Genomic DNA, 24219 nt, shown 5'->3' with positions numbered 1-24219 from the left:
GGCGTGGGCGCCGGGTCAGTTCGCGGTGTTCTCCTGCTGGTAGGCCTGCAGCACCTGCTTGCGTCGCTTGGCCGGTAGGCGGTCGATGTAGAGGCGGCCCTCCAGGTGGTCGCTCTCGTGTTGCAGGCAGCGAGACAGCAGGCCGGTGCCCTCGACGGTGATCGGCGCGCCGGTGATGTCGAAGCCGTGCACGCTGGCGCGATCGGGCCTGGCCAGGAGGGCTCGCTGGCCGGGCACCGACAGGCAGCCCTCTTCCTCCTCGTGCAGCCTGCGATGTCCCACCTCGGGCACGATCAGGGTTGGATTCACCACGACGCCTTTGCGGAACTCCTCGCTGTCGTCGGGGCAGTCGTAGACGAACACCCGCAGGCCGACGCCGATCTGGTTGGCCGCCAGCCCGACGCCCCGTGCGGCGTACATGCTGGCGAACATGTCCCGCACCAGCTTCGCCAGGTCGGCGTCGAAGACGGTCACCGGCGCGCACGCGCGATGCAGGACCGGGTCACCGACGTGGCGAATGGGCAGTGCGGAGTCCTGGTCGACGGCGTGCACGATACGAACCCTCCCGGGCGGCGAATACTCTGCGAGTCAGATGCATCTGCATGTTATTCGCAAGAAGGTCGGCGGATGTCATGACCGAACAACCGCTGTCCGCCGTTCTCGTCCGGAGGGCGCTCCGGATTTCGCCCGGCAAGGAACTCCGAGCCGGGCGAGAAGGTCGGTGTGAGGGCCGGTTCCGGCCGCGTGGCCATCCTCCAGGACATGATCAAAAGCTGGTCAACGAGTGTCCCGGCGCGACATGATCAGTCGCTCGCCGCCCGCCAGGGCGACCGCTCGCCACCCTCGGGCGCGGTAGAGGCCCAGGGCCGCGGCGGCGCGGGTATGGGTGGTCAGCCAGCGTGTTCCCGGCACGGCGCGGGCGAGTACGGCGTCATGGAGCGCGGCTCCGAGCCTCAGCCCGCGCCGCCGCGGCACGACAGCCAGCTCCTTGAGCGTGAAGTCCGGGCCCGGCTCGTGACAGGCCAGCCTGGCCAGGCGCGAGCAGCGCACGCCGTAGGCGAAGCCGTACAGCTCCTCACCGTCCAGGGCCAGGGCGAGCACGAATCCGGGCCGCCTGCTGTCGGCCAGCAGCCGCGCGGCCACACCCCGCGCGGCGGGGTAGGACTCGCGCCAGGGCGGCAGGGTGAAGACATCACCACCGACGTCGGCGATGGCCGGCAGATGGCAGGCGACGGCTTCAGGACCGACCACCTGGATGTGGAAGGAGGCGACGCCCGGCCGTCCGGCCGGACCATTCACCCGGAAAGGACGGACGGCGGGCGTCGCGCTCATCGGGTCAGGCGCCCTTGGCCGCGTCGAAGCGGGCGATGACGTCGTTCCAGTTGATCAGCGACCACAGCTTCTCGACGTAGTCGGGGCGCACGTTGCGGTACTGCAGGTAGTAGGCGTGCTCCCAGGCGTCGAAGACCAGCAGCGGGGTGGTGTTGAGGCCGACGTTGCCGTGGTGGTCGTACACCTGCTCCACCACCAGACGCCGGCTCAGCGGCTCCCAGGCCAGGATGCCCCACCCGGAGCCCTGCACGGTGGCGGTGGCGGTGGTCAGCTGCTTCTTGAACGCCTCGAAGGAGCCGAAGTGCTCGGTGATCGCCTCACCGAGTGGGCCGTCGGGGCGGTCGCCGCCGTCGGGGGAGAGGTTCTGCCAGAAGATCGAGTGCAGCACGTGGCCGGACAGGTTGAAGGCGAAGGTCTTCTCCAGTCCGACCAGTCCGCCGAACTCGCTCTTGTCGCGGGCCTCGGCCAGCTTCTCCAGGGTGTCGTTGGCCCCCTTGACGTAGGCGGCGTGGTGCTTGGAGTGGTGCAGTTCCAGGATCTCCCCGGTGATCGCGGGCTCCAGCGCCGCGTAGTCGTAAGGCATGTCCGGAAGGGTGTAGTCACCCATGGGTGTCTCCTCTTCGGCTTCTAATGCATGTATCTCGCAACAACAATAATCATGCAACTGGCCGGGAGGGCGCGCGGCATGCCACAGCGGGTCTTCGGTCGTCCCGGCACTGCCGGCAGCGGCCGCGCAACACCTGGCCCGAGGGAGAGATCTCGAATCCGGTTCGCGCCATCAGGTTCGTCGCCGTCTGCGCCAGATCCTCGACGGCCACATCGGCCAGGACCCCGCAGCGCTCGCACAGGACGTGATGGTGCGGGGCCGCGGCGATGCCGAAACGCGTCTGCCCGGCGTACTCCACGCCGTGCAGGAGGCCGTGTTCGGTCATCGCCGTCACGTTGCGATAGACGGTGGAGATGCTGATCGTCGGCTGGGCCGCCGTCACCAGGTGATGCAGTCTGGAGGCGCTGAGATGAGTGGAGGACTCCACCAGGATGGACAGGATCATCATGCGGGGGATGGTCCGGCGCAACCCCTTGCCGCGCAGAACCTCCTCGAACTCGGCGACCGTGTGCTTCACCTCGACGTCTTTCATCTCGATGCCCTCCACCTCGATCGCGTCCGTACGGCGAACACGACCAGAGCGCCGCCGTCCGCTCACAGGGGCGCGCAACCCGGCTGCCAACGCCGGAAATCCGCTGACGAGACGCGACGGATACCTCGATGTGGACCGCCTTCCCGGAGCCCAGGGCAGCCCGCGGCCCACGCGTCCGAGCTTGCTGCCACCTTGACCGTCCCGCGATGAAGTTGCAAGTAGTCAGCTATTGCAACTTCTATGCAATTGAGCGAGCCTACGGATGATGCGTTCATCCATGATCGATCGTCGGCGATGACGCCCGAGCGGATCCGCCACGCCCGCGACCTGCCGCCCTGTCCCGCCCCTGTGGCGCCGGCTCCCCGATCGCCGCTACGCGACAACGAGGACCCGATGTCCCCCTGCTGGAGCCAAGACCTGCGGGAGTCAAGACCTGCGGGCCGACATCAAGGGCCTCAAGGAGCGTCTGGCCCGCACCGAGACGCGCGCCGAGCGCGCCGAGCCTCTGGCCATCGCCGACCTAATGCCACTTGCTGGCAATTGCAACATATGTGCAGAATGTGGTGTTTTCGTACACGATGATCAGTTGACCTCGCACCTCCGGAGACTCACCACATGAGCCGCCCGCCTCGTACCGTCCCGACCATTGCCGACACCGCGCCGTTGAAGGCGGTAACCCGATCATGAGAAAACTGCTCGTCCTGGCGGTGGCCCTGACGCTGACCGCCTGCTCACCGGCCCCCGCCACCCAGGAGATCGGTCCCAAAAGCGAGCGGGCGGCGCCGCTGGCCGGTTTCCCGGTCACGGTGGAGAACTGCGGGCGCAAGCTCACCTTCGACAAGCCGCCCGCCAAGGTGGTCACCGGTTACCACCCCTCCCTGGAGACCCTGCTCGCCCTCGACCTGGACGACCGGATCGCCGGGCGCACGAACTTCTCCGAGAGCCCGTTCCTGCCGGGGCAGCAGGAGCGGTACGCCAAGATCCCGGAGATCTCCGACACGATCATGCTGCCGCAGAAAGAGGTCATGCTCGCCCAGGGCGCGGACTTCGTCCTGGACAACGCGATGGCCAGCTTCGACGCCGCCGGCGGGTACGCCACCGTGGAGGAACTGGACGCGGCCGGCTCCCCGGTGTACATCCTGGGCGGCTGGTGCAGCCCCGAGGAGGTGCTGAAGTTCACCATCGACGACACCTACACCGACCTGCGCAACCTCGGCGCGATCTTCGGTGTCCCCGGCCGTGCCGACGCGCTGATCGCCGACCTTCAGGGCAGGCTCGCCGACGTCACCGAGCGCGTCGCCGGCCGCAGCCCGGTCAAGGTGCTGGCCACCGACGGCGGCAAGGGCCCGGTCAACGCCTACGGCGGCTCGGGCATCACCCACCAGATGATCACCGCCGCCGGCGGGACGAACGTGCTGGCCGACGTCAAGGGCGACTACACCGAGGTCAGCGCCGAGAAGGTCAGCGCGGCCCAGCCCGAGGCCGTCCTGGTCAGCGACTACGCGACCCTGCGTGGCGAGGACATGCCGAGCTCGCGGGCCAAGGCCGACGAGGCCTTCGCCATCGCCAAGAACAGCCCGGCCGCCAGGGACCGGCGCCACCTCGCGCTTCCGGTTGCGGCCCAGCACCCCGGCTACCGCAACATCCTGGCCATCGCCGACATCGCCCGCTTCCTGCACCCCGACGCCTTCACCCCGTGACCGGCGCGATCCGCCAAAGCCCGGCACGAACCGGGCCCGTGCCGAAGAAACGCCGCGCGAGCGGGTTCCTCCTGCTCGTCGCCGCGCTCGCCGTCGCCGTCGTCGCCTCGACCTGGCTGGCGGTGAGCATCGGCGCGGTGCACGTCGCCCTGCCCCAGGCCTGGGGCATCGTCGCCGACCGACTTCTTCCCGGCGCCCTGGCCGATGGGATACCGCGCACCTGGACTCCGGTGCAGGAGCAGATCGTGTGGGAGTTCCGGCTGCCGCGCGCGTTGCTGGCGCTCCTGGTCGGGGCCGGGCTGGCGGTGGTCGGGGCGGTGCTGCAGGCTCTGGTACGCAACCCGCTGGCCGACCCGTTCCTGCTCGGCATCTCCTCGGGTGCCTCGTTCGGTTCGGTGCTCGTGCTGGTCCTGGGCGCTTCGGCGCTGGGCGGGCTGTCCCTGTCGGCCGCCGCCTTCGCCGGATCCCTGCTCGCGCTCGCCCTGGTGTACGCGCTGGCGCAGCGCTCGGGCCGCCTCACCTCCTCCCGGCTCGTGCTGGCCGGGGTGGCGCTGGCCTACCTGTTCCAGGCCGCCTACAGTTTCGTCCTGCAACTGGCCCAGAGCGGCCGGGCCGCCCAGCAGGTGCTGTTCTGGCTGATGGGCAGCCTGGGCGGCGCCCGCTGGCACATGTTGCCGCTGCCGGCCGTCGTCCTGGCCGCCGGGGTGGCCTACCTGTTGTTGCAGCACCGCCCGCTGAACGCGATCGCCGCCGGGGAGGAGACGGCCGTCTCGCTCGGCGTGAACGTGCACCGTTTCCGCCTGATGCTGTTCGTGCTGACCTCGCTGCTGGTCGGCGTGCTGGTGGCCACCAGCGGCGCGATCGCGTTCGTCGGATTGATCGTGCCGCACGCCGCCCGGCTGCTGGTGGGCGCCGACCACCGCCGCGTGCTGCCCGTCACCGCCCTGCTCGGCGCGGTGTTCCTGCAGCTGGTGGACATCGCCGCGCGCACCGTCAACGCGCCGCAGGAGCTGGCGCTCAGCATCGTCACCGCCCTGTTCGGTGTGCCGTTCTTCCTGTGGCTGCTGCGCCGCCGCTCGGTGGACCGGGCGGTGAACCTCACGTGAAGCTCGACCTGAGCGGGGTGTCCGTCGCCCTCGACGGCCACCCGATCGTGCACGAGGCCGACCTGGTGGTCGACGACGGCGAGTTCGTCGGCCTGGTCGGGCCCAACGGCTGCGGCAAGTCCACCCTGCTGCGCTCGATCTACCGGGCGCTGCGCCCCTCGGCCGGGCTCATCACCGTCGACGGCGACGACGTACACCGGCTGCCCGCCCGCGAGGCCGCCCGGCGCACCGCCGTACTCGCTCAGGAGAGCCCGGCCGACCTCGACTTCACGGTGGCCGAGATCGTCTCCATGGGCCGCACCCCGTACCGGGCCGACGCCGCCGTCGACGAGGAGCTGTGCGCGCGGGCGCTGGAGCGCGTCGGCCTGGCCGGCGCCACCGAGCGGATCTTCGCCACCCTGTCCGGCGGGGAGAAACAACGCGTCCTGCTCGCCCGCGCCCTGGCCCAGCGGACCCGCCTGCTGTTGCTGGACGAGCCCACCTCCCACCTCGACATCCGCCACCAGCTGGAGATCCCGCACCTGGTACGCGAGCTGGGCATCGCCACCCTGGCCGTGCTGCACGACCTCAACCAGGCCGCCGCCTTCTGCGACCGCCTCTATGTGATGAACGCCGGCCGCATCGTGACCGGCGGAGCACCCGAGCAGGTCCTCACCCCCGACCTGATCCGCCAGGTGTACGGCGTGCGCGCCGTCCACCGCACCCAGCTCGTCTTCGAACGGCTCAAGGAGGAACGGTGATCTCCCGACTGCTGGCCCTGTCCCCGTCCATCCGGTGGCGCCTGGCCGGGCTCGTGCTGGTGTTGCTGTCCATCACGGCCACCTACGTCGGCCAGGGCGTGCTCGTCGCACAAGCCCTGGCCCGCGTCTTCGCCGGGCACGGCGCGGGCTCGATCATCTGGCTCGTCGCCGGGGTCGTCGCCCTGCAACTCGCCCGCAGCGTCGCGCTGACCGTACGCGAGCCCCTCGCGTTGCGGGTCTCGGGCGCCGTCAAGGCCGAGCTGCGCCGCCGCCTGACCGCCAAGCTGCTGCGGCTCGGTCCCGCCCACGCCCAGCGTGGACGCACCGGCTCCGCGCAGACCACCCTCGTGGACGGCATCGAGACCGCCGACGCCTACATCGGCAGGTTCCTGCCCCAGGTGATCGCCGCCGTCCTCGGCGCGGTCGCGGTGACCGCCTACCTGTTCACCCTGGACGCGCTGGTCGGCGCCGTCGTCCTGGCCTGCGCGCTGCTCATGCCGGTGTTGCCGCTGGTCTCCGACCGCGTGCTGCGAGATCGCAACGCGGCCTGGTTCCGCGGCTACAAGGGCCTGTACGCCGAGAACCTGGACGCGCTGCAGGGCATGGCCACCCTCAAGGCGTTCAACGCCAGCGGCCGTCGCGGCGCCGAGCTGGCCCTGCTGGCCGAGCGGTTCTGCCGCGACTCGATCCGGCTGATGGCCATCGTCATCGGCTACGTCGGCGGCGTGGCGTTCATCACCGGCCTGGGCACCGCCGTGGCGCTCGGCACCGGCGCGCTACGGCTGGCCGACGGCGCGCTGACCGTCACCGAACTGCTGCTCATCCTGCTGCTCACCGCCGAGAGCTTCCGCCCCCTGAAGGACCTGGAGGCGGCCTACCACTCCAGCTACAACGCCGTGCCCTCCCTCAGAGCCGTCTTCGAGATCCTCGACACCCCCGAACCCGCGCAGGGCACCACCCCGCCCGGCCTGACCGGACCCCCCTCACTGACCTTCGACGACGTCGTCTTCGGCTACCCCGGCCGAGAGCGCCCCGCCCTCGACCGCTTCACCCTCGACATCGCACCGGGTGAACGCGTCGCCCTCGTCGGACGCTCGGGAGCGGGCAAGACCACCGTCGCCTCCCTGCTGCTGCGCTTCTTCGACCCCACCTCAGGGCGGGTGAGCGTCAACGGCGTCGACGTCCGCGACCTGCCCCTCGACCGGCTGCGCGCCCTGGTCGCCGTGGTCTCCCAGGACACCTACCTCTTCCACGGCACCGTCCGCCACAACCTCGCCCTCGCCCGCCCCGACGCCACCGCCGACCAGCTCGAAGCCGCCGCCCGCGCCGCCCAGGCCCACGACTTCATCACCGCCCTGCCCGACGGCTACGACACCGTCGTGGGCGAGCGCGGCCTGAAACTGTCCGGCGGCGAACGCCAGCGCATCGCCATCGCCCGCGCCCTCCTCAAGGACGCCCCCATCCTCGTCCTGGACGAGGCCACCTCCGCCGTGGACGCCGCCAACGAGGCCGCCATCCAGCACGCGCTGGACACCCTGTCCGGCGGCCGGACCACCCTGATGATCGCCCACCGGCTGTCCACCGTCCAAGGCGCCGACCGCGTCATCGTCATGGCCGAGGGCCGCATCCAGGAGGCCGGGCCACCCGGCGAACTCCTGGCCGGCCACGGCGCCTACGCCCGCCTGGTCGCCGCGCAGAACGGAGCCGCCCGATGACCGCCACCACCACCGTCGCGCTCGACCCTCCCGGCGGGTCCCGGTTCCGGCCCCTGCTGGCGCTGCTCGGCCCGCACCGGCCCCTGCTGCTGATCGCGACCGCCAGCGGCATCGCCCACCACCTGGTCGTCCTGGCCTCCGCCGGCGTCGGCGCGTGGGTCGTCAGCCGCGCCATCACCGGAGCCACACCCGGCGACCTGCGCGGCGGCCTGATCGCCCTGGGCCTCCTACTGCCCTTCCTGGCCCTCACCCCGTGGCTGGAGTCCTACCTCGCGCACGTGGCCGCCTTCCGCGTGCTGGCCGACGTCCGCGGCCGCGTCTACGCCGCCTTCGAACGCCTCGCCCCCGGCTACCTCCTCCAACGCCGCTCCGGCGACCTCGGCTCCGCCGCCATCTCCGACGTCGAGCAGCTGGAACTCTGGTTCGCCCACACCCTCAGCCCGCTGATCAGCGCCGTCACCGTCCCCGTCGCCGCCCTCAGCGCCCTGGCCGTTTTCCACCCCGCCCTCGCCGCGGCCCTCGCCCCGGCCCTGATCCTGCTCGCCCTCCTGCCCGCCTGGCTGCGCAAACGGGCCGCCACCCAAGGGGTGAGGCTGCGCGCCGAGTTGGGGGAGTTCAACGCCGAAGCCGTCGACACCCTTCAGGGCCTGCGGGAACTGCTCACCTCCGGCGCCGGAGCCCGCCAGCTCGACCGCCTCGGCGAGCAGAACCGGCGGCTCCTGGAGGCCAAACTCGCCCACGGCCGCCGTTCCGGCCTCGAACACGCCGCCACCAACGCCGCCACCACGCTCGGCATGCTCGCCGTGCTCGTCACCGCCGCCCTGCTGACCTCGGCGGGCAGCCTGCGACCGGCGCTGTTCCCCGTCGCCGTCGTCCTGGCCGCCACCACCTTCGCCCCGGTCATCGCCGTCACCGACGTGGCCCGCGACCTCAACCTCGTCATCGCCGCCGGGGACCGCATCATGACCATCCTGAACACCCCCGCCCCGGTCACCGACCGCGTCACCGCCCCGCCTCCCGGCCCGATCGAGCCGCATGTGCGTTTCGAGGGGGTCCGTTTCCGCTACGGCCCCGACCTGCCAGAAGCGCTCGCCGACGTCTCCTTCGACATCGCCCCCGGCGAGACCGTCGCCCTGGTCGGCCGTTCGGGAGCGGGCAAGTCCACCTGCGCCAGCCTGCTGACGCGCATGTGGGACGTCACCACCGGCACGATCACCGTCGGCGGCCACGACATCCGCGACTTCCCCCAGGACGACCTGCGCCGCCTGATCACCCTCGTCCCCCAGGACGTCTACCTGTTCAACATCTCGCTGCGCGACAACATCCGCCTGGGCCGCCCCGAGGCCACCGACGAGGAGGTGGAGGCCGCCGCCCGCGCCGCCCACGCCCACGAGTTCGTCACCGGCCTGCCCGACGGCTACGACACCCTGCCCGGCGAGCTCGGCGCCCGCCTGTCCGGCGGCCAGCGCCAGCGCGTCGCCATCGCCCGCGCCCTCCTCAAGGACGCCCCCATCCTGATCATGGACGAGGCCGTCTCCAATCTCGACGCCGAAAGCGAGCAGGAGGTCGCCGCCGCCATGACCGAGGCCCGCCGCGACCGCACCACCCTGGTCATCGCCCACCGCCTGTCCACCATCCGCACCGCCGACCGCGTCGTCGTCCTGGAGGACGGCCAGGTCGCCGAAGCCGGCACCCACACCGAACTCCTCGCCACCCACGGCGCCTACACACGACTCCTCGCCACCCAGCTCACCGACTGATCACATCAAGCATCGCCAGGCGCCCGGGGGAGTCCCTGGTGATCCCACGGCAGGCAGCGGCGCCGACGGGTGGCCTGGTGCGTCACGGCGCCCAGGACGCCGCGGATCCGGGCGCGTCATCACGCGTTGATCGATGCCCATGGGAACTTCCGGTCTCCCGCCTCCGGCTATTTCCCGTGGACCGGCCCTTGGAGGGAGCACCGATGGAACGGCGGACGATGCTGACGGGCGGCGCGGTCGCCGGCATGGGAACGCTGACAAAGCGCTCGCCGCGGCCCGCCGGTCAGAGGTCCTTCCAGGACAGCGCGAGCGTGGTGTGACGCTTGCGGATGAGCAGGCCGCCGTCGGGCGGGTCACCCCGGTAGGCGTCGATGCGGAGCCCCGTCGTCATGGGCCGGTCCGCCATGTCCCACGCCTGGATGTGGGCGACCATCTCGCGCGCCAGCCGCACCCTGTCCGGTCCGTGGCCACGCGCGATCAGCGTCCCGTCCGGTGACGGCTCCAGCAGGCAGAGGTTGTCACGCTCGACGATGCCGACGGCCATCCGAAACCCCGTCATGTCGAGCGGGGGCGAGGCCAGCCACCCGGGCCGCGCCTCCGAGATCGTGCACCAGCGGGGCTCGTGCACCGCCAGCCACAGGCTCAACCCGTCGAGGAGCTGGGAGAGGCTGACGCTGATCTCGGTGGACAGCTCGACCACCGGCCCGTCGAGCGCCCCCAGCACGTCACCGATCTCGTTCGCCTCGGGCAGCGAGATCGACAGATCGGACTCCCGGTCCAGCATCAGGGTCGTCTCCGGGCCCGCGAAGGGGCCGCGCATCCGCATGAACCCGCAGGGCAGCACCGAGCGGCTCGTCCAGTGCCCGTTGTCCCGTTCCATCGCCACCGAGCGTTGCACCCCCCGCAGGTCCAGCGGGGCGACGAGACGCCCGCCGGGCGCGAGCTGCTCCAGCCACGCCGGGGCGAGATCCCACACGCCGACGGTGGCGATCACCCGGTCGTAGGGCGCCTCCGGCGAGAACCCCTCGGCGCCGTCGCCGCACACCAGCCTCACCTCGGGATGGCCCGCGGCCGCCAGGTGCTCCCCGGCCGGTGCCATCAGGTCGGAGTCGATGTCGACGCTCACGACCAGGCCCTCGGGACCCACCAGATGGGCGAGCAGGGCGGCGTTGTAGCCCGTCCCCGTCCCGATCTCCAGCACCCGCTGTCCCGGCTCCACGCCGAGCTGGTCGAGCATCAGCGCCATGATCGCCGGCTGGGAGGAGGAGCTGATCGGACGGCCCTCCGCGTCGCGCTTGGTCACGATCGCGTCGTCCTGGTAGACGTCCTGCGCCGCCAGGTCCGGCAGGAACACGTGGCGCGGCACCGCCCGCATCGCACCGGCCACGGCCTCGCTGCTCCCCCTCGTGCGTACCTGCGAGACCAGCTCTTCCCGTAACGCGTGCCACTCAGTCATCGCCGACCTCCGTGCCGTATGCGTAGTGCCCTGAGTTATATGCCCCCGCACATGTCGAACGTCCCCGCGACGCGCCCTCGCCCGACGCTCCGTGCCGGAATCGGGCGGGAAAGCGCGCGAGTCCCGGGGGCCGTGACGGTACCCCTCATACGAGGGTCGCGCAACGTCCGGCACGGCCCGCAATTCCCGGTCCCCACTGACAGAAGATGTCAGGAGAACGGCTCTGACCTGCCGGTATGAACGGCGATTTCGACCTCCCGCACGGCAGCCGGGACGTGATCAACCGCTGACGGGCCGGCCCCGCCGGGATCCGGCGGCGACCCGGCCGGAGCGCGCCGGAGACGGACTTCCGCATCGGCGGGTCCAGGGGAGGCGGCGCCGTTCCTCACCGGCGCGACTGGCGCGATCGGCGCGACCGGCGGGCGGATCGGCGGGTCCGGGTGGGTGGAGGGCGGAATCGGCCGCCCTCCACCCCCGGCCCTGGGAGCGTGGACCGCCGTCCGGCATTCGGGGGACGGAGCCGGACAGCCATGAATCTATGGGCCCACCAGCCCGATGTATGCGTAGAAATGCATGCTTACTGCAGGCAGAACTCGTTGCCCTCCGGATCGGTCATGACGGTCCAGTATTCGCCGTGCTCCTCCACCGTCCGCACCTCGACGGCCCCCAGGGCGGCGAGCCGTCCCGTCTCCGCCTCCACGAGCTTGCGGCGCTCCTCCAGCGGCGTGTCGGGCGAGCCGCCCACGTTGACGTCCAGGTGGACGCGGTTCTTGGCGGTCTTGCCCTCGGACACGCGCTGGAAGTAGAAACGGGGCCGCCCCTCGTCCGGGTCCACGATGGCCGACCGGCTGGAACGCCTCTCCTCGGGGATGCCCTGGGCCTTCTCCCACGCCTCCCAGCTGCCGAACCCCTCGGGAGGCGGCTGAAGGCGGTAACCGAGGGCCTCCGCCCAGAAGGCGGCGAGCGACGACGGGTCGTTGGCGTCGAAAGTGATCTGGATCTCCATGAAGCCTCTATGCCCACTCGGCGAGGATCCTGGCCTCCTTCTCGGGGTCGATGCCGTGCCCGCGGAACGACCGCTCCGCCGGGGGCACGTCGCGGAGCCACGCCCAGGTGTCGCGGACGGTCTCGGCGACCGGGCGGCAGCTCAGCCCGGCCGCGCGGGCCTTCGCCGACGACGCCAGCCAGACCCCGGCGAAATCGGGATTGTCCGGGGCCCAGATCGGGAACTCCGTCCACGGCCGCACCTCCCGGTCGAGCAGGAACCGGTCGTCGGCCCAGACGAACTCGGCGTCGGAGCCGGTCACCGCGCGGCACTCGGCGAGCCAGCCGCCGTAGGTGACGTTGCCCGGCACCCCGCTGGCGAGGAACCGGTCGGCCTTCCCCACCTCGGTGCGATCGAGGACGAACGCGGCGAGGTCGCGCACGTCGATGACCTGCATCGCGCGCTCCGGATCACCCGGCGCCAGGACCCGCCCGCCCCGGGAGATCCGGTCCAGCCACCACGGCAGGCGGCCCACGTTCTCGTACGGGCCGAGGATGAGACCCGGCTGGACGATCAGCGCCTCACCCTCGAAGCCCTCCTCCACCGCCCGCTCGCACCCCGCCTTGAGCGCGCCGTAGTCGCCGTCCTCCGGCCCCGCGTCCGGGGCGCACTCGTATCGCGGCGAGCTCTCGTCGCACCCCTTCACGGGGAAGTCGGCGAGCGCCGAGATGCTGGAGATGTACGTGTAGACGCCCGCCCGGCCGCTGAGCCGGCGCACCGACTCGCCGACCACCCTCGGGACCCTGCCCATGACGTCGACGACGGCGTCCCACTCCCGGCCCTCCGCCAGGCGGTCCAGGTCGGCCGGCACCTCGCGGTCGCCCCTGACCGCCTCCACACCCGGCAGGTCCACCCCGCTGCGCCCCCGGTTGAACGTCGTGACCTCGTGCCCGCGCCGCAGCGCCTCTTCCGTGATCGCCCGGCCGACGAAGACCGAACCACCGATGATCAGGATTCTCATAGCGCCTCATCCTTGGCGCCGTGCCGGGACGTGGCTACGGGCTTTCGCCCGTGGCGCAAGGCATCCGCTCAGAGCGGACGGCTCGCGATCGGAGGGTGCTCCAGCAGGTGCACCCGGGCGGTGCCGATGTCGAAGTACAGCCCGACCAGCTCCAGGTGCCCGGCGCGGAACAGCCGGTCCACCTGCGGATAGGTCCGCAGGTTCTCCAGTTGCTGGATCACGTTGACCCGGCAGAGGCGGTCCAGCGGCCCGTCGTCCTCACCGGCGCTCTCGCCCGCGATGAACCGCGCCAGCGTGTGGTTGCCGTGGCGCAGCCAGCGGCCGAACGCGGGCAGGCCCGCCGCCTTCTCACCCCCGCTGAGCAGCGCGGCCATCGCCCCGCAGCCCGAGTGCCCGCAGACCGTGATGGTGCGGACGTTGAGCGCGCTCGTCGCGTACTCGATCGTCGCCGCCACCGAGTCGTCCGCCGGTACCGAACCCAGCCGGGGCACCAGGTTGCCGATGTTGCGGACGGTGAACAGGTCGCCGGGACCGCTGGCGGTGATCAGGTTCGGCACGATGCGGGAGTCGGCGCAGGTGATGAAGAGATGCGAGGGCTCCTGCCCGCGGGCCATGTCGTGCAGGAGGGGACGAACCAGCGGCGCCGTACGCCGGTGGAACTCCCGCGCCCCGGCCAGCAGGTCCGGCACGGCGGGACTGTCGTCGCGGGGCGCGTGCCGGGCGGCGACCAGCGGCCCTCGGCCCGCCCGCTGCCCGTTCCGCCGGTGCGACCAGGGCAGCCACCACCGGTCGGGGGCGCGGGGCGGGGTCTTGGCGGGGAACACCCGGGCCCCGCTCGCCGCCATGGAGTACCACTCGTCGTGGATCTCGTCGATGTCCACGGTCCCGCCGCCGCGCTCGTGGTCGTTGCGCCAGTCGTGGATCGCCTCGAATGCCGCGTTGTCCATGAAGTCGATGTTCAGGTCGAGGTCGACCGCGGCCCCGGCGGGGATGGCCCGCAGCTCCGAGGTGAGCGTGGGCACCCCCAGGAAGGTGAGCGAGCCGCCGATCACCACGTGCCAGCGGCCGTCGGGCTCTGCCATGGCCCGTACGGTCACCCGGGTGAGGCGGCGCAGCGCGAACAGCGCGGCGAGGCCGAGACCGACCAGCACGCCCTCGGCGAGGCCGAGCAGCACCACCCCGGCCATCGTGACGACGTACACCGGGACCTCGCTGTGACCGCGCAGGTTGCGCAGATGCCCCATGTTGACCATCTGCACGCCGATGAAGACCAGCAGCGCGGCCAGCGCCTCCATCGGGATCAGCGCGATCATCCACCCCAGCCCGACCGCGAACAGCAGGATCCAGACCCCGTGCAGGATCGTGGACCAGCGGCTGCGGGCCCCGGCGCGGACGTTGGTGGTGCTGCGGACGATGACCCCGGCCACCGGCAGTCCGCCCAGCGCGCCGGTCACCATGTTGGCCACGCCCTGGCCGGTGAGCTCCCTGTCGAGGTCGGAGCGCCTGCCGTCGTGCAGCTTGTCGACGGCCACCGAGCAGAGCAGCGACTCCACCCCGGCGAGCAGGGCCACGAGCAGCACCGCCCCGATGATCCCGTGCCAGTCGCCCTTGGGCCAGACGGGGCTCGCCCAGGAGTCCAGGCTGGCCGACAGGTCGATCCGGGTGACCTCCCAGCCGAGCGCCCAGGCGGTCGCCGAGGAGGCGAGCAGGGCCGCCAGCGGCGCGGGGATGGTCCGCAACTGCTGCGGCAGGCGGGTCCAGGCGACCAGGACCGCGATGGTCAGCAGGCCGACGAAGACCGCGTGCGTGTGGTTGTGGATGATCTGCTGAGGCAGCTCGATCAGGTTCTCGATCGCCGAACGCTGCGGGCTCCCGCCGAGCACCACGTGCAACTGGGCGAGGGCGATCACCACGCCCACCCCGGCCAGCATGCCGTGCACCACGGCGGGAGAGACCGCCAGTGCCGAACGGGCGACCCGGCAGACCCCCAGCAGCAGCTGCAGGGCGCCCGCGAGCAGAGTGATCATGCAGGTGGCCCGCCAGCCGTACGTCACCACCAGATCGGCCACCACCAGGGAGAGCCCCGCCGCCGGCCCGCTCACCTGGACGACGGAGCCGCCCAGGAAACCCGCCACCACGCCGCCCACCACACCTGCGATGAGGCCCGCCGCCAGTGGCGCTCCCGAGGCGACCGCGATGCCCAGCGAGAGGGGCACGGCCACCAGGAAGACCACCAGGGAGGCGGGCAGGTCGTGCCGCAGCACGGAGGTGATGCCACCCGCTGTGAGAACACCGTCGCTCTTCGTGTCCGTCTCCATGGGGCAGACCCTACGGTGCTGCCCCTCGCCAACCGGGCGTTTACCCGAGGCTTTTACGGAGGACGGAAAGAATCAGCGGTAATAGTCGGGGTAGTCGGGCTCCTGAGCCCGGTGGTGGCTGCCCCGCGAACTCGCCCGCCCTCGCGCCTCGGTGCCGGTGGCCGCGGTCTCGGGGGCCGCCGGTGCCGTGCCGTAGAGCTCGCCGTAACTCGGCCAGCTCGCCGCGTCACTTCCGTTGGGAGTGCCGGGCTCCGGCCACGCGGCAGGGCTCGCCGGGCTGGCCTGCCGGGGCTCGTAGCCGTATCCGCCCCTCGCCGCCCCGCCCCGCGGGTCGGCGGGACGGTCCGGGGTGGGGGAGGTGGGGGAGAAGGTCCGGGAGGGACCGGTCGAGGTGGAGACCGCCTGGCTCGGACCGGTGATCGCGTCGTCCTCGATGGTGGCCCAGCCCGAGCTGACCTCGTACGAGCCCGCGGGCGGTGCGCTGTAGACCGGTGTCTGGTACGAGGAGTAGGAGGGGCCGGGGTCGTCGAGGATGTCGGCGGTGTTCGCCGCCGGCCAGCCTCCCGACGAGGGACTCGTGGCCTGGGCCCACGGGTTGTCCGCCAGGTTCTCGCCGGTCTTGGGCGGCTGCGGCGGGGTGCGGTGGGAGGCGGCGAGCGGGTCGGTCGCGGCGGGGAAGCCGCCGCTGGTCGTGGGACCCATGGGCGGCATCGAGGCTCCGCCGCCGCCGGGACGGCCACCGGCGGGGCCGGGGCGGGCGCCGGGGGCGCCGTTGCCGTTCGCCGGGGAACCGGCGCTGCTGGGCCGGGAGTTCGCGCCACGGCGGGAGTAGGAGCCGCCGAGCGGGTCGTTCAGCGGGTCGGGGCGGGACGGGCCGCCCTGGGCGGGCCGGGGTGAGCCGCCGCCCTGGGCGGACTGGGCCATCGGCTGCGAGGACGCCCTGTTGCCGCCGCGACGGGAACTCGCCCGCGAGGGGCGGGACTCACCGAAGGCGCCGGGAGTGGGGGCCGCGAAGGTCACGGTCTTCTGGTCGGCGAGGGAGGCGGCCGTGGGAGCCGGGTTCGGCTGGACCGGGGCGACCAGGTCGGACAGGCCGGAGGGCAGCGAGGCGGAGGCGATGGCGGGCTCGGGAGCGGCGGGCACGGCCGGGGGCCGCTGCGGGGTGCCGCGGGAGGGCTGGGGCCTGGTCGGCAGCGGGGCCTGCACGGTCACCGCGTCGGCGTCGGCCTTCTGGCCCTCCTGCTCGACGGGACGGCTCGCGCCCATCCGGGCTGCCAAGGACCCTCCGAAGCCGCCCTCGTCAGCCTGGAGCCGCGTCCAGTAGTCGTCGTCGTAGTCGTCCACCTGGCCGAACTCGTTCAGCCCGCGCTTGCCCCGGGAGCTCGGCGGGCGCGGCTGGCGCGGCGGCTTCGGCTCGTCGAACGGGGTGAGGTCGGGGGTGAAATGGTTCATCTTCGGTTCTCTGGTGGCGAAGTCGTCGCTGGACATGGTCGGAGTCAGCGCCTCCTTCTCCGCCATCTCCCGCAGACGTTCCGCGGGGAGCGCGCTCTCCCTGCGGTTCATCGACCGCATCCCCAGTGCCACGACGACGAGCACGAGGAGCACGACGGCGACCAGGCTTACTACGACCGCGATCATTGCACCACCCTCAAGGCCATGGCCTTACAGCGGCGCCGGTGAGATCGCGCGGCCATCGACGCGACCTGCCCCCATGCATCACCTGCGCTTGGACATTGGATCTGATTGTGTCGGACCACTATGAGCGTTGTCACACCCTAAGTGAAGAATTGGTAACCATTACTACCTCCGGTGTTTGGCCAGTCACTCGATGTGCGCCGCGGTGAGCCGTCCCCAGGCGATCGTCTTGTCCGCGATGCTCTTCAAGGTCTCGCTGAGGAGTGCCCCCTTGCGAAGGTCGACCTTGCCGTCGAGCGCGTAGACAGTGAAACGATAGTTCTCCTGGGCGTCGCACGGAGGGCTATAGCCCACCTTGCCGCTCGTCGTGCTTCCTTCGACAGCTCCCACCGGAACGCTACCCTCCGGTAGCTCGTTGGTGCGCGGATCGATGTCGAAAACGACCCAGTTCACCTCGCCACCCGTCCGGGAGTTGTTGTCCACCACGATCGCGACGGACTTCGTGCCGTCCGGCACGCGAGACCAGCGCAGCGGCGGGTTACCGGCCGAACCCTTGCATGAGTAGTCGGACGGCAGGGGGCCGCCGTCCCTGACCCGGGGACTGGAGACGCTGATCGGCTCCAGCTGCAGTCGTTCCGTCGAGGCCATGCCGCTCGCCATGCCGCAGCCTGAGGACATGACGACGAGCGCCGCGGCCACCGCCACTTTCGAGGTGTGCCGCGGGCGGCGCGTAGACGTTTTCGGCTGCCCCATGCCCGATGATGCTACGCGTGTCTGGAAGATGCGCAGACCGGATCGCGAGGTTCCGCAGCGGGAAAAAAGCCGGAAATCACGGGAAATCGAGGGACGGAAGGGGCTGGAGTGACTTCCAAAACGAATTTCGCCGGACCGCGCGGGGACCGGCGAATCCGAGGGCTCAGTCGCCGCCCAGCTCCCGGTAGGGCCTCCTGAGCAGGTCGACCAGCGGGATGTGCCGCACCTTGACCGCGGGCGGCTCAAGGGCCCGCAGCAGCAGGTCGGCGGAGGCTCCGGTCGCGTCGGGCCGGGGCCGCAGGCGGTTCAGGGAGACGGCGGGGGAGTAGAAGTCCCCGATCCGCTCGTCGAAGGTCCCTCCGCCGAGGTCTCGCCCCTCGGAGGGCCTGTCGCCGGATCCGGTGTCGTCCATGTCAGCTCACCGCCCCGGGACCGAGCCGGAACAGCTCGCGCAGCTGGTCGGTGGACAGGTCGGTGATCCAGTCTTCGCCGGTGCCGACCACGCTCTGGGCGAGGGCCTTCTTGCGTTCGATCATCTCGTCGATTCGCTCCTCCAGCGTGCCGAGGCAGATGAACTTTCTGACCTGGACGTTTCTGGTCTGGCCGATCCGGAAGGCCCGGTCGGTGGCCTGGTCTTCGACGGCGGGGTTCCACCAGCGGTCCACGTGGACGACGTGGGTGGCGGCGGTGAGGTTCAGGCCGGTGCCTGCCGCCTTGAGGGAGAGCAGGAACAGCATGGGCTCGTCGTCGCCCTGGAAGCGTTCGACCAGCTCGTCGCGTTTGCGTTTGGGCAGTCCGCCGTGCAGCCAGAGCACGGGCCGGTCCAGGTGGGCGGCGAGGTAGGGCTGCAGCAGGGCGCCGAACGCGGTGTACTGGGTGAAGATCAGGGCTTTGTCGCCCTCTGTGACGATCTCCTCGGCCAGCTCCTCCAGCCGGGCGAGTTTCCCCGACCGGCCCGCCAGTCGTGAGCCGTCCTTCAGCAGCTGGGCCGGGTGGTTGCAGACCTGTTTGAGCTTCGTCATGGTCGCGAGCACGTTGCCACGCCGCTCGATGCCGGTGGAGGCGTCGATCCTGTCCAGCATCTCGCCGGTCACCGCCCGGTACAGCTCCGCCTGCTCCGGGGTGAGCGTGCACCAGACCTTCATCTCCTGTTTGTCCGGCAGGTCGGAGATGATCGAACGGTCGGTCTTGAGCCGCCGCAGCACGAACGGCCCGGTGGCCCGCTTCAGCGCCGCGGTGGCGTCGGGGTCGCGCCGCGTCTCGATCGGCTCCTGGTAGCGGGTCCTGAACCGCTTGGCCGGGCCGAGCAGGCCGGGGTTGCAGAACTCCATGATCGACCAGAGCTCCGCCAGGTGGTTCTCCACCGGCGTGCCGGTCAGCGCCAGCCGGGTGCGGGCGGGAATGGACCGCACCGCCCTGGACTGCCGCGCCGAGCTGTTCTTGATCGCCTGCGCCTCGTCGCAGACCACCCGCTCCCACTCAAGTCCCGCGAGCGCCCGCAGGTCCCGCAGCGCGGTGCCGTACGTGGTGACGACGAGGTCGGCCTCCCGCACGGCCGAGGCCAGCTCCTCGTCGCGCCTGCGCGTGCCGCCGTGGTGGACGTGGACGCGGAGCGACGGGGCGAACCTGGACGCCTCCTTCTGCCAGTTGCCGATCAGCGACATCGGGCAGACCAGCAGCGTCGGGGCGGGCGTACCGGTCTCGCGCTCGGACAGCAGGAGCGAGAGGGTCGAGACGGTCTTCCCGAGCCCCATGTCGTCGGCCAGGACGCCCCCCAGGCCGAGCCCGGACAGGAAGCTCAGCCAGGACAGGCCGCGCTCCTGGTAGGGGCGGAGAGACCCGCGCAGCGCCCGGGGCGTGGCGACCGGGGTGAGGCGGCGGTCGGCCTCGCCGGAGAGGAGGTCGCCCAGGAGACCGTCGGCGTCGACCGCGATCAGCGGCAGCCCCTCGTCACCGCCCTCCACGACCTCGCGGATCACCTCGCCGACGGTCCTCTCGCCGTCGTCGCGCTGCTCGATCACCCTCAGGGCCGCCTTGACCTGCTGGTCGTCCAGCTCGACCCACCGGCCCTCGACCCGCACCAGGGGGACGCGGAGCCCGGCGAGCCCGGCCAGCTCCTCCGCGCCGATCGTGTGGTCGCCGACGGCGACGTCCAGCCGGACGCTCACCCGCCCGCCGAGACCGAACCCCTCGCCCCCGTCTCCGGTGAGCGCGCGGGTGGTCAGCCTCAGGCCCAGCCCCTGGCGGCCGGCCCAGGCCGGCAGCAGCACGCCGTATCCCGCCGCCCTGAGCAGGGGCGCGCCGTTGCGGAGGAACGAGAACGCCCACGCCGTCTCGACCGTCAGGGCGACCGGCTCGGGGTCGCGCAGCGCGACGTAGAGGTCGGGATGGAGGCGTACGGCCCGGCCGAGGTCGGCGCGGATCAGCTCCTCGGGCCGCTCGGGCAGCCACGGCGCCCGCTCACCGGCCCGGATCCGCTCGGCCGACAGGTAGCGGGCGGGCTCGCGGTCCCCGCGCTCCCGGCCGCCCTCACCCTCGCCGTTGTCGTCGCCGTCGTCCTCGTCTCTCCCGCCGCCTTCGCGCCCCAGGTCTCCCCGGGGCTCCCCGTCGCCTTCGTGTCCGCCGCCGGAGGCGCCGTTCAGGTCGTCCGCCGGGGCGAGACCGAACTCGACCCTCCAGGAGTCGCCGTCGCCCGCGGGCTCGATCAGCCGGAAGCAGACCCTGACCGGCCCGCCCAGCTCGTGTGCCGCGTCGAACCAGCCGGTCAGGGCCTCGCCGAGCGCCGCCGCCTCGTCCGGCCTCGCGCCGGGGAGTGCGGCGTCCTCGCCGGTCAGCGCGTACAGCCAGCGGTCGGGCAGGGCGGTCTTGAGGCCGGGACGGTTGCCGAGGATGAGCCGGTCGGGCAGTGACAGCCGCGCCGCGCCGTCGACGAGGCCGTCCAGCGCCTCGCCCAGCACCTCCCCCGGAGGTCTCTCGCGTGCCACCGCCCTGCACACCGGCGGCATCGCGCCGGCGAGGCCGGGCAGCGCGGCCAGGTCGGCGCCGGTCAGCACCGGGCGCCAGCGGGCCGCGTGAACGCCACCCTCCAGGACGAGCTGGGGCAGGATCCGGCCGCGCCTGACCAGGCCGCGAGCGTGCTCGGCGACCACGGCGAGGTAGCGGAGGGAGAGGGCGGGCTCCCAGGTGAGGTCCTCTGCGCCGCGTCCGCTCCCGGTGGCGAGATCGGGAGGGACGGGGCCGGGACCGGGGCCGAGATCCGACAGCGAGCCGAGCAGGCGGAGCGCTCCGGACGGACGGAACAGCAGGGCCGGGACCCGCCAGGCGGAGATCCTCGGACTCCGCGCCCGGCTCGCCAGGCCGGACTCGGGAGAGGGGATCGGGCCCGAGGCCGAGCCGGGGAGCAGGACGATCAGCTCCCCCTCGACGGCCGTGGTGTCCGGCGCGATCGTGACGGTCCCGGCGCTCGTGACGCCGGAGACCGGTGCGGCGGCGGGGACGCCCGTGACGGCCGGGACGCCCGGGACGGCCCCCTGAGGGGTCGTCCCGGGCTCGCGGGCCCCGCCCGCACCTCGGGGGAGGGCCCCGCCCGAAACTTCGCTTAGCGTCTGATTTAGGGCTTCGCCGGGATAATCATCAGAAATTCCGCGCAAGGCCGTGGCCAGCGCTGCCGTGGACGCCGCGAAGGGGTGCGGGCGGAGGGCGGCGCGGGAAACGGACGAGGGGATCCGGGCGGTGTCCTCCGCCCAGACCCCCACGAACCCATCCACCCAACCGCCGTGGACCACGAGCACCTGACCACCCCCGCGTTCTTCGTCATGTGGCGGGCGCCGCCCCCGAGCCCGGCCTGCTGACAGACTAGACGTGGCTGCGGAACGCGCGGATCGCCAGAGGGGCGAAGACGACGGCGAAACCCGCGGCCCAGAGCAGCGAGAAGAATGCGGCCTGGCCGACGTCGCCACCGATGAGAAGGCCGCGGATGGCGTCCGCCAGGTGGGTGACGGGGTTGATGTCCGACCAGGTCTTCAGCCAGGACGGGAAGGTGGCGGAGGGCACCAGCGCGCTGCTGGTGAAGGTCAGCGGCATCATCGTGGAGAAGGCGATCATCTGCACCTTCTCGGGACTGGAGGCTTTCAGGCCGATCAGCACCGACATCCAGGACATGGCCAGGGCGACCACGACCAGCAGGGCGAGGGCACCGAGCAGGCCGAAGACGCTGGTGGTCACCCGGAAGCCCAGCACCATGCCGAAACCGACCAGCAGGGCGAACGCCCACACCTGCTTGGCGGTGTCGGCGATGATGCGCCCCGACAGGGGCGCGGTGCGGGCGATGGGCAGGCTGCGCAGCCGGTCGAAGACGCCCTTGGTGATGTCGGTGTTGAGGCCGATGGCGGTGGACAGCGTGTAGAACAGGGCGTTCTGCACGAGCAGGCCGGGCAGGGCGAACTGCAGGTAGTCACCGGTCGACCCGGAGATCGCGCCGCCGAAGACGTAGGTGAACAGCAGCAGGAACATGATGGGCTGGATGCTCAGATCCAGCAGCTCCCACGGGTTGTGCTTGATCTGGACCAGGCTGCGCCAGGCCAGGGTCATGGTCTGCCGCAGCGTGGCCAGGGGGGTGACGCGCTTGGCGGCCACCTGCGGGATGGTCGTCGTCAGCGTGGTCATGCGAAGGCCTCTTCTTTCCGGGGGGTGCCCTCGTCGTCGGGGGTGCCCTCGTCGTCCGGCAGGTGGCCGGTGAGGGAGAGGAACACCTCGTCGAGGCTGGACTTGCGCAGCGCGAGCTCCGAGGCGACGACGCCCTGGTCGTCGAGGAGGCGCACGATCGCCGGGACGACGGCGGGGTCGTGGACGGGAGCGGTGGCCTTGCCCCCGTTGAGGTCGGGCGTCTCGCCCAGCACGCCGGCCATGATCTTGCCGACCAGCTCGAGGTGCTCGGCCTCCAGGGGACGCACCTCCAGGACCTGGGCGCCGGTGGTCGCCTTGAGCTGGTCGGAGGTGCCGGAGGCGATGACCTTGCCGTGGTCGAAGACGACGATGTCGTCGGCGAGTTGGTCGGCCTCCTCCAAATACTGAGTGGTGAGCAGCACCGTGACGCCGTCGGCCATCAGACCGCGCACCACGTTCCACAGGTCGGTGCGGCTGCGCGGGTCGAGGCCGGTGGTGGGCTCGTCGAGGAAGAGCACCTGGGGGCGGCCGACCAGGCTCGCGGCCAGGTCAAGGCGGCGGCGCATGCCGCCGGAGTAGGTCTTGGTGGCGCGCCCGCCCGCGTCGGACAGGTCGAAGCGCTTCAGCAGCTCGCCCGCGCGTGCCCGGGAGTCGGCACGCGTCATGCCCAGCAGGCGGCCGATCATCATCAGGTTCTCGACGCCGGTGAGCATCTCGTCGACGGCGGCGTACTGCCCCGTCAGGCCGATCAGCGAGCGCACCTGGTGGGCCTGGCGTGTCACGTCGTAGCCGCCGACGCTGGCGGTGCCCGCGTCGGGACGCAGCAGCGTCGCCAGGACGCGCACCGCGGTGGTCTTGCCCGCCCCGTTGGGGCCGAGCACGCCCAGCAGACGCCCCTGCGGCACGACGAGATCCACCCCGTCCAGCGCGAGGGTCTCCCCGTAACGCTTCACCAGGCCCTCGGCCTGGATCGCATAGGTCATCGTTCACGCCTTTCCGTAATCATCGGATCTCCAGCATGCCCTGCGCCACCGACACTTTTTCGACCTCCAACCGGCGTGGAGATGAGGAATCGCCGCCGGTTCGGTTCGCGCGGGGCCGTGCCGTCGAGGCAGCCGTCCGGAGCGCCCGTCTCCGGGGCCGCCGCGCCGCCGCCCCCCGGTGCCCGGGGGAGTCCCTTCCGTGACACGGCCGGAGCGCCCGCCATGACAAGAGCGTTTAGGCTGACAGCGTGAGTGACCGAGCCGATGAGCACAGCGCAGCCTCCGACGAGGCCGGGGCGGCCGGTCTGCCGGGCGGGCGCCGCGCAGGCGTTCCCGGGCGCGCCGGTGTCTCCCTGCGCGCCCCCGCCAACCCGGTCTCCCGCAAGGCCATCATGTTGTGGCTGCTGGAGGGATTGTTCTGGTCCGTTCTCCTGGCCGGGGGCTCCTTCTTCCTCGCCGGGTGGATCGACGAGGACCGGTGGCCCTGGCTGCCCGGCTGGGCGCTCGACAACATCTGGTGGCTGCCGTGGCTGATGGTGCTGCTCCTCGTCCCCGGCACGCTCATCGAGCCGTTCTGGCGGTACGCCGTGCACCGCTGGGAGTTCAGCGGGGACGTCGTGTACGCCCGTTCGGGGTGGCTCAGCAGGGAATGGGTGTTCGTCCCCGTCAGCAGGATCCAGACGGTCGACAAGGCGCAGGGCTGGTTCGAGCGCATGCTGGGCCTGGCCACGGTGGAGATCCGCACCGCCTCCCACGCGGGTTCGTCCACGATCAAGGGGCTTGAGTACGAGGTCGCCGCCAAGCTGGCCGAGGGCCTCGCCCGCCGCGCGGAAGAGCTCAGGGACGACGCGACGTGACCGAGTCCTCCCCCGACCGTCCACCGGCCGACCCTTCATCGACCGGCCGGCCGT

At 71.7% G+C, this 24219-nt stretch carries 20 protein-coding genes; 6 read left to right on the top strand and 14 right to left on the bottom strand.

Features of this window, described 5'->3' with window-relative positions; all coding sequences use genetic code 11:
• Positions 1–15: 15 nt before the first annotated feature.
• From def to ABD817_RS13770, 4 genes are all read right to left on the bottom strand, one after another.
• Positions 16–552 carry a peptide deformylase gene (def, locus tag ABD817_RS13785; protein WP_344918267.1) on the bottom strand — a complete coding sequence of 179 codons (537 nt, stop codon included), beginning with the start codon at positions 550–552 and terminating at the stop codon, positions 16–18.
• A gap of 225 nt (positions 553–777) precedes the next feature.
• Positions 778–1332 carry a GNAT family N-acetyltransferase gene (locus tag ABD817_RS13780; RefSeq protein WP_344918266.1) on the bottom strand — a complete coding sequence of 185 codons (555 nt, stop codon included), beginning with the start codon at positions 1330–1332 and terminating at the stop codon, positions 778–780.
• A gap of 4 nt (positions 1333–1336) precedes the next feature.
• Positions 1337–1939: a superoxide dismutase gene (locus tag ABD817_RS13775; protein ID WP_344918265.1), complete on the bottom strand. Its 603-nt coding sequence runs from the start codon at positions 1937–1939 to the stop codon at positions 1337–1339.
• A gap of 49 nt (positions 1940–1988) precedes the next feature.
• A complete protein-coding gene (locus ABD817_RS13770) occupies positions 1989–2471 on the bottom strand; it encodes a Fur family transcriptional regulator (RefSeq protein ID WP_344918264.1) in 483 nt (160 codons plus the stop codon).
• Positions 2472–3154: 683 nt separating this feature from the next.
• Between ABD817_RS13770 and ABD817_RS13765 the strand changes: the two genes are divergently transcribed.
• The 5 genes from ABD817_RS13765 to cydC are packed head-to-tail and all read left to right on the top strand — an operon-like array spanning position 3155 to position 9492.
• Entirely contained in the window at positions 3155–4171 is a 1017-nt protein-coding gene (locus ABD817_RS13765) for an ABC transporter substrate-binding protein (protein WP_344918263.1), read from the top strand.
• 38 nt (positions 4172–4209) lie between these two features.
• Positions 4210–5277 (top strand): FecCD family ABC transporter permease, encoded by a 1068-nt coding sequence (locus ABD817_RS13760; RefSeq protein WP_344918262.1) that lies wholly within the window; start codon positions 4210–4212, stop codon positions 5275–5277.
• The gene (locus ABD817_RS13755) at positions 5274–6017 is read left to right on the top strand and encodes an ABC transporter ATP-binding protein (RefSeq protein ID WP_344918261.1); all 744 of its coding nucleotides are present in this window, start codon (positions 5274–5276) and stop codon (positions 6015–6017) included. The genes ABD817_RS13760 and ABD817_RS13755 overlap by 4 nt, the downstream gene beginning before the upstream one ends.
• Positions 6014–7732, top strand: coding sequence for an ABC transporter ATP-binding protein (locus ABD817_RS13750; protein WP_344918260.1), 1719 nt, complete (start codon positions 6014–6016; stop codon positions 7730–7732). The genes ABD817_RS13755 and ABD817_RS13750 overlap by 4 nt, the downstream gene beginning before the upstream one ends.
• Positions 7729–9492, top strand: a complete 1764-nt coding sequence (cydC, locus tag ABD817_RS13745; protein ID WP_344918259.1) for a thiol reductant ABC exporter subunit CydC — start codon at positions 7729–7731, stop codon at positions 9490–9492. Before ABD817_RS13750 ends, cydC begins: the two co-directional genes overlap by 4 nt.
• A 283-nt stretch (positions 9493–9775) precedes the next feature.
• Here the strand turns inward: cydC and fxlM are convergent, their stop codons facing one another.
• The 10 genes from fxlM to ABD817_RS13695 form a co-directional block, all read right to left on the bottom strand.
• Complete coding sequence (gene fxlM / locus ABD817_RS13740; RefSeq protein ID WP_344918258.1) at positions 9776–10948, bottom strand: methyltransferase, FxLD system; 1173 nt, start codon at positions 10946–10948, stop codon at positions 9776–9778.
• A gap of 577 nt (positions 10949–11525) precedes the next feature.
• Positions 11526–11954 (bottom strand): VOC family protein, encoded by a 429-nt coding sequence (locus ABD817_RS13735; RefSeq protein ID WP_344918257.1) that lies wholly within the window; start codon positions 11952–11954, stop codon positions 11526–11528.
• A 7-nt stretch (positions 11955–11961) separates the two neighbouring features.
• Entirely contained in the window at positions 11962–12954 is a 993-nt protein-coding gene (locus ABD817_RS13730; protein WP_344918256.1) for an NAD-dependent epimerase/dehydratase family protein, read from the bottom strand.
• A 68-nt stretch (positions 12955–13022) separates the two neighbouring features.
• Positions 13023–15272, bottom strand: a complete 2250-nt coding sequence (locus ABD817_RS13725; RefSeq protein WP_344918255.1) for a SulP family inorganic anion transporter — start codon at positions 15270–15272, stop codon at positions 13023–13025.
• A 72-nt stretch (positions 15273–15344) separates the two neighbouring features.
• Entirely contained in the window at positions 15345–16910 is a 1566-nt protein-coding gene (locus ABD817_RS13720) for a hypothetical protein (RefSeq protein ID WP_344918254.1), read from the bottom strand.
• 183 nt (positions 16911–17093) lie between these two features.
• Positions 17094–17660 (bottom strand): YbhB/YbcL family Raf kinase inhibitor-like protein, encoded by a 567-nt coding sequence (locus ABD817_RS13715; RefSeq protein WP_344918252.1) that lies wholly within the window; start codon positions 17658–17660, stop codon positions 17094–17096.
• 163 nt (positions 17661–17823) lie between these two features.
• Positions 17824–18072 (bottom strand): hypothetical protein, encoded by a 249-nt coding sequence (locus tag ABD817_RS13710; protein ID WP_344918251.1) that lies wholly within the window; start codon positions 18070–18072, stop codon positions 17824–17826.
• A gap of 1 nt (position 18073) precedes the next feature.
• On the bottom strand, positions 18074–21451 hold the full coding sequence (locus ABD817_RS13705) for an SNF2-related protein (protein WP_344918250.1): 3378 nt from the start codon (positions 21449–21451) through the stop codon (positions 18074–18076).
• 64 nt (positions 21452–21515) lie between these two features.
• The gene (locus ABD817_RS13700) at positions 21516–22325 is read right to left on the bottom strand and encodes an ABC transporter permease (RefSeq protein WP_344918249.1); all 810 of its coding nucleotides are present in this window, start codon (positions 22323–22325) and stop codon (positions 21516–21518) included.
• On the bottom strand, positions 22322–23308 hold the full coding sequence (locus ABD817_RS13695) for an ATP-binding cassette domain-containing protein (protein WP_344918248.1): 987 nt from the start codon (positions 23306–23308) through the stop codon (positions 22322–22324). Before ABD817_RS13695 ends, ABD817_RS13700 begins: the two co-directional genes overlap by 4 nt.
• A 248-nt stretch (positions 23309–23556) precedes the next feature.
• On the opposite strand from ABD817_RS13695, the gene ABD817_RS13690 reads away from it, so the two are divergent.
• Complete coding sequence (locus ABD817_RS13690) at positions 23557–24165, top strand: PH domain-containing protein (RefSeq protein ID WP_344918247.1); 609 nt, start codon at positions 23557–23559, stop codon at positions 24163–24165.
• Positions 24166–24219: the final 54 nt, after the last annotated feature.

The sequence above is a fragment of the Streptosporangium oxazolinicum genome (assembly GCF_039537505.1).
Lineage (GTDB): Bacteria > Actinomycetota > Actinomycetes > Streptosporangiales > Streptosporangiaceae > Streptosporangium > Streptosporangium oxazolinicum.
Note: the sequence above shows the minus strand (reverse complement) of the source record. Positions and strands in the feature narration are given on the sequence as shown.

What these genes read in the sequence shown, in the direction of transcription:
- ABD817_RS13700 (WP_344918249.1), bottom strand. Translation starts at nt 22,325, where the DNA reads ATGACCACGCTGACGACGACCATCCCGCAGGTGGCCGCCAAGCGCGTC.
- ABD817_RS13720 (WP_344918254.1), bottom strand. Translation starts at nt 16,910, where the DNA reads ATGATCGCGGTCGTAGTAAGCCTGGTCGCCGTCGTGCTCCTCGTGCTC.
- ABD817_RS13735 (WP_344918257.1), bottom strand. Translation starts at nt 11,954, where the DNA reads ATGGAGATCCAGATCACTTTCGACGCCAACGACCCGTCGTCGCTCGCC.
- fxlM (WP_344918258.1), bottom strand. Translation starts at nt 10,948, where the DNA reads ATGACTGAGTGGCACGCGTTACGGGAAGAGCTGGTCTCGCAGGTACGC.
- ABD817_RS13730 (WP_344918256.1), bottom strand. Translation starts at nt 12,954, where the DNA reads ATGAGAATCCTGATCATCGGTGGTTCGGTCTTCGTCGGCCGGGCGATC.
- ABD817_RS13770 (WP_344918264.1), bottom strand. Translation starts at nt 2,471, where the DNA reads ATGAAAGACGTCGAGGTGAAGCACACGGTCGCCGAGTTCGAGGAGGTT.
- ABD817_RS13695 (WP_344918248.1), bottom strand. Translation starts at nt 23,308, where the DNA reads ATGACCTATGCGATCCAGGCCGAGGGCCTGGTGAAGCGTTACGGGGAG.
- cydC (WP_344918259.1), top strand. Translation starts at nt 7,729, where the DNA reads ATGACCGCCACCACCACCGTCGCGCTCGACCCTCCCGGCGGGTCCCGG.
- ABD817_RS13780 (WP_344918266.1), bottom strand. Translation starts at nt 1,332, where the DNA reads ATGAGCGCGACGCCCGCCGTCCGTCCTTTCCGGGTGAATGGTCCGGCC.
- ABD817_RS13725 (WP_344918255.1), bottom strand. Translation starts at nt 15,272, where the DNA reads ATGGAGACGGACACGAAGAGCGACGGTGTTCTCACAGCGGGTGGCATC.
- ABD817_RS13710 (WP_344918251.1), bottom strand. Translation starts at nt 18,072, where the DNA reads ATGGACGACACCGGATCCGGCGACAGGCCCTCCGAGGGGCGAGACCTC.
- ABD817_RS13765 (WP_344918263.1), top strand. Translation starts at nt 3,155, where the DNA reads ATGAGAAAACTGCTCGTCCTGGCGGTGGCCCTGACGCTGACCGCCTGC.
- ABD817_RS13715 (WP_344918252.1), bottom strand. Translation starts at nt 17,660, where the DNA reads ATGGGGCAGCCGAAAACGTCTACGCGCCGCCCGCGGCACACCTCGAAA.
- ABD817_RS13775 (WP_344918265.1), bottom strand. Translation starts at nt 1,939, where the DNA reads ATGGGTGACTACACCCTTCCGGACATGCCTTACGACTACGCGGCGCTG.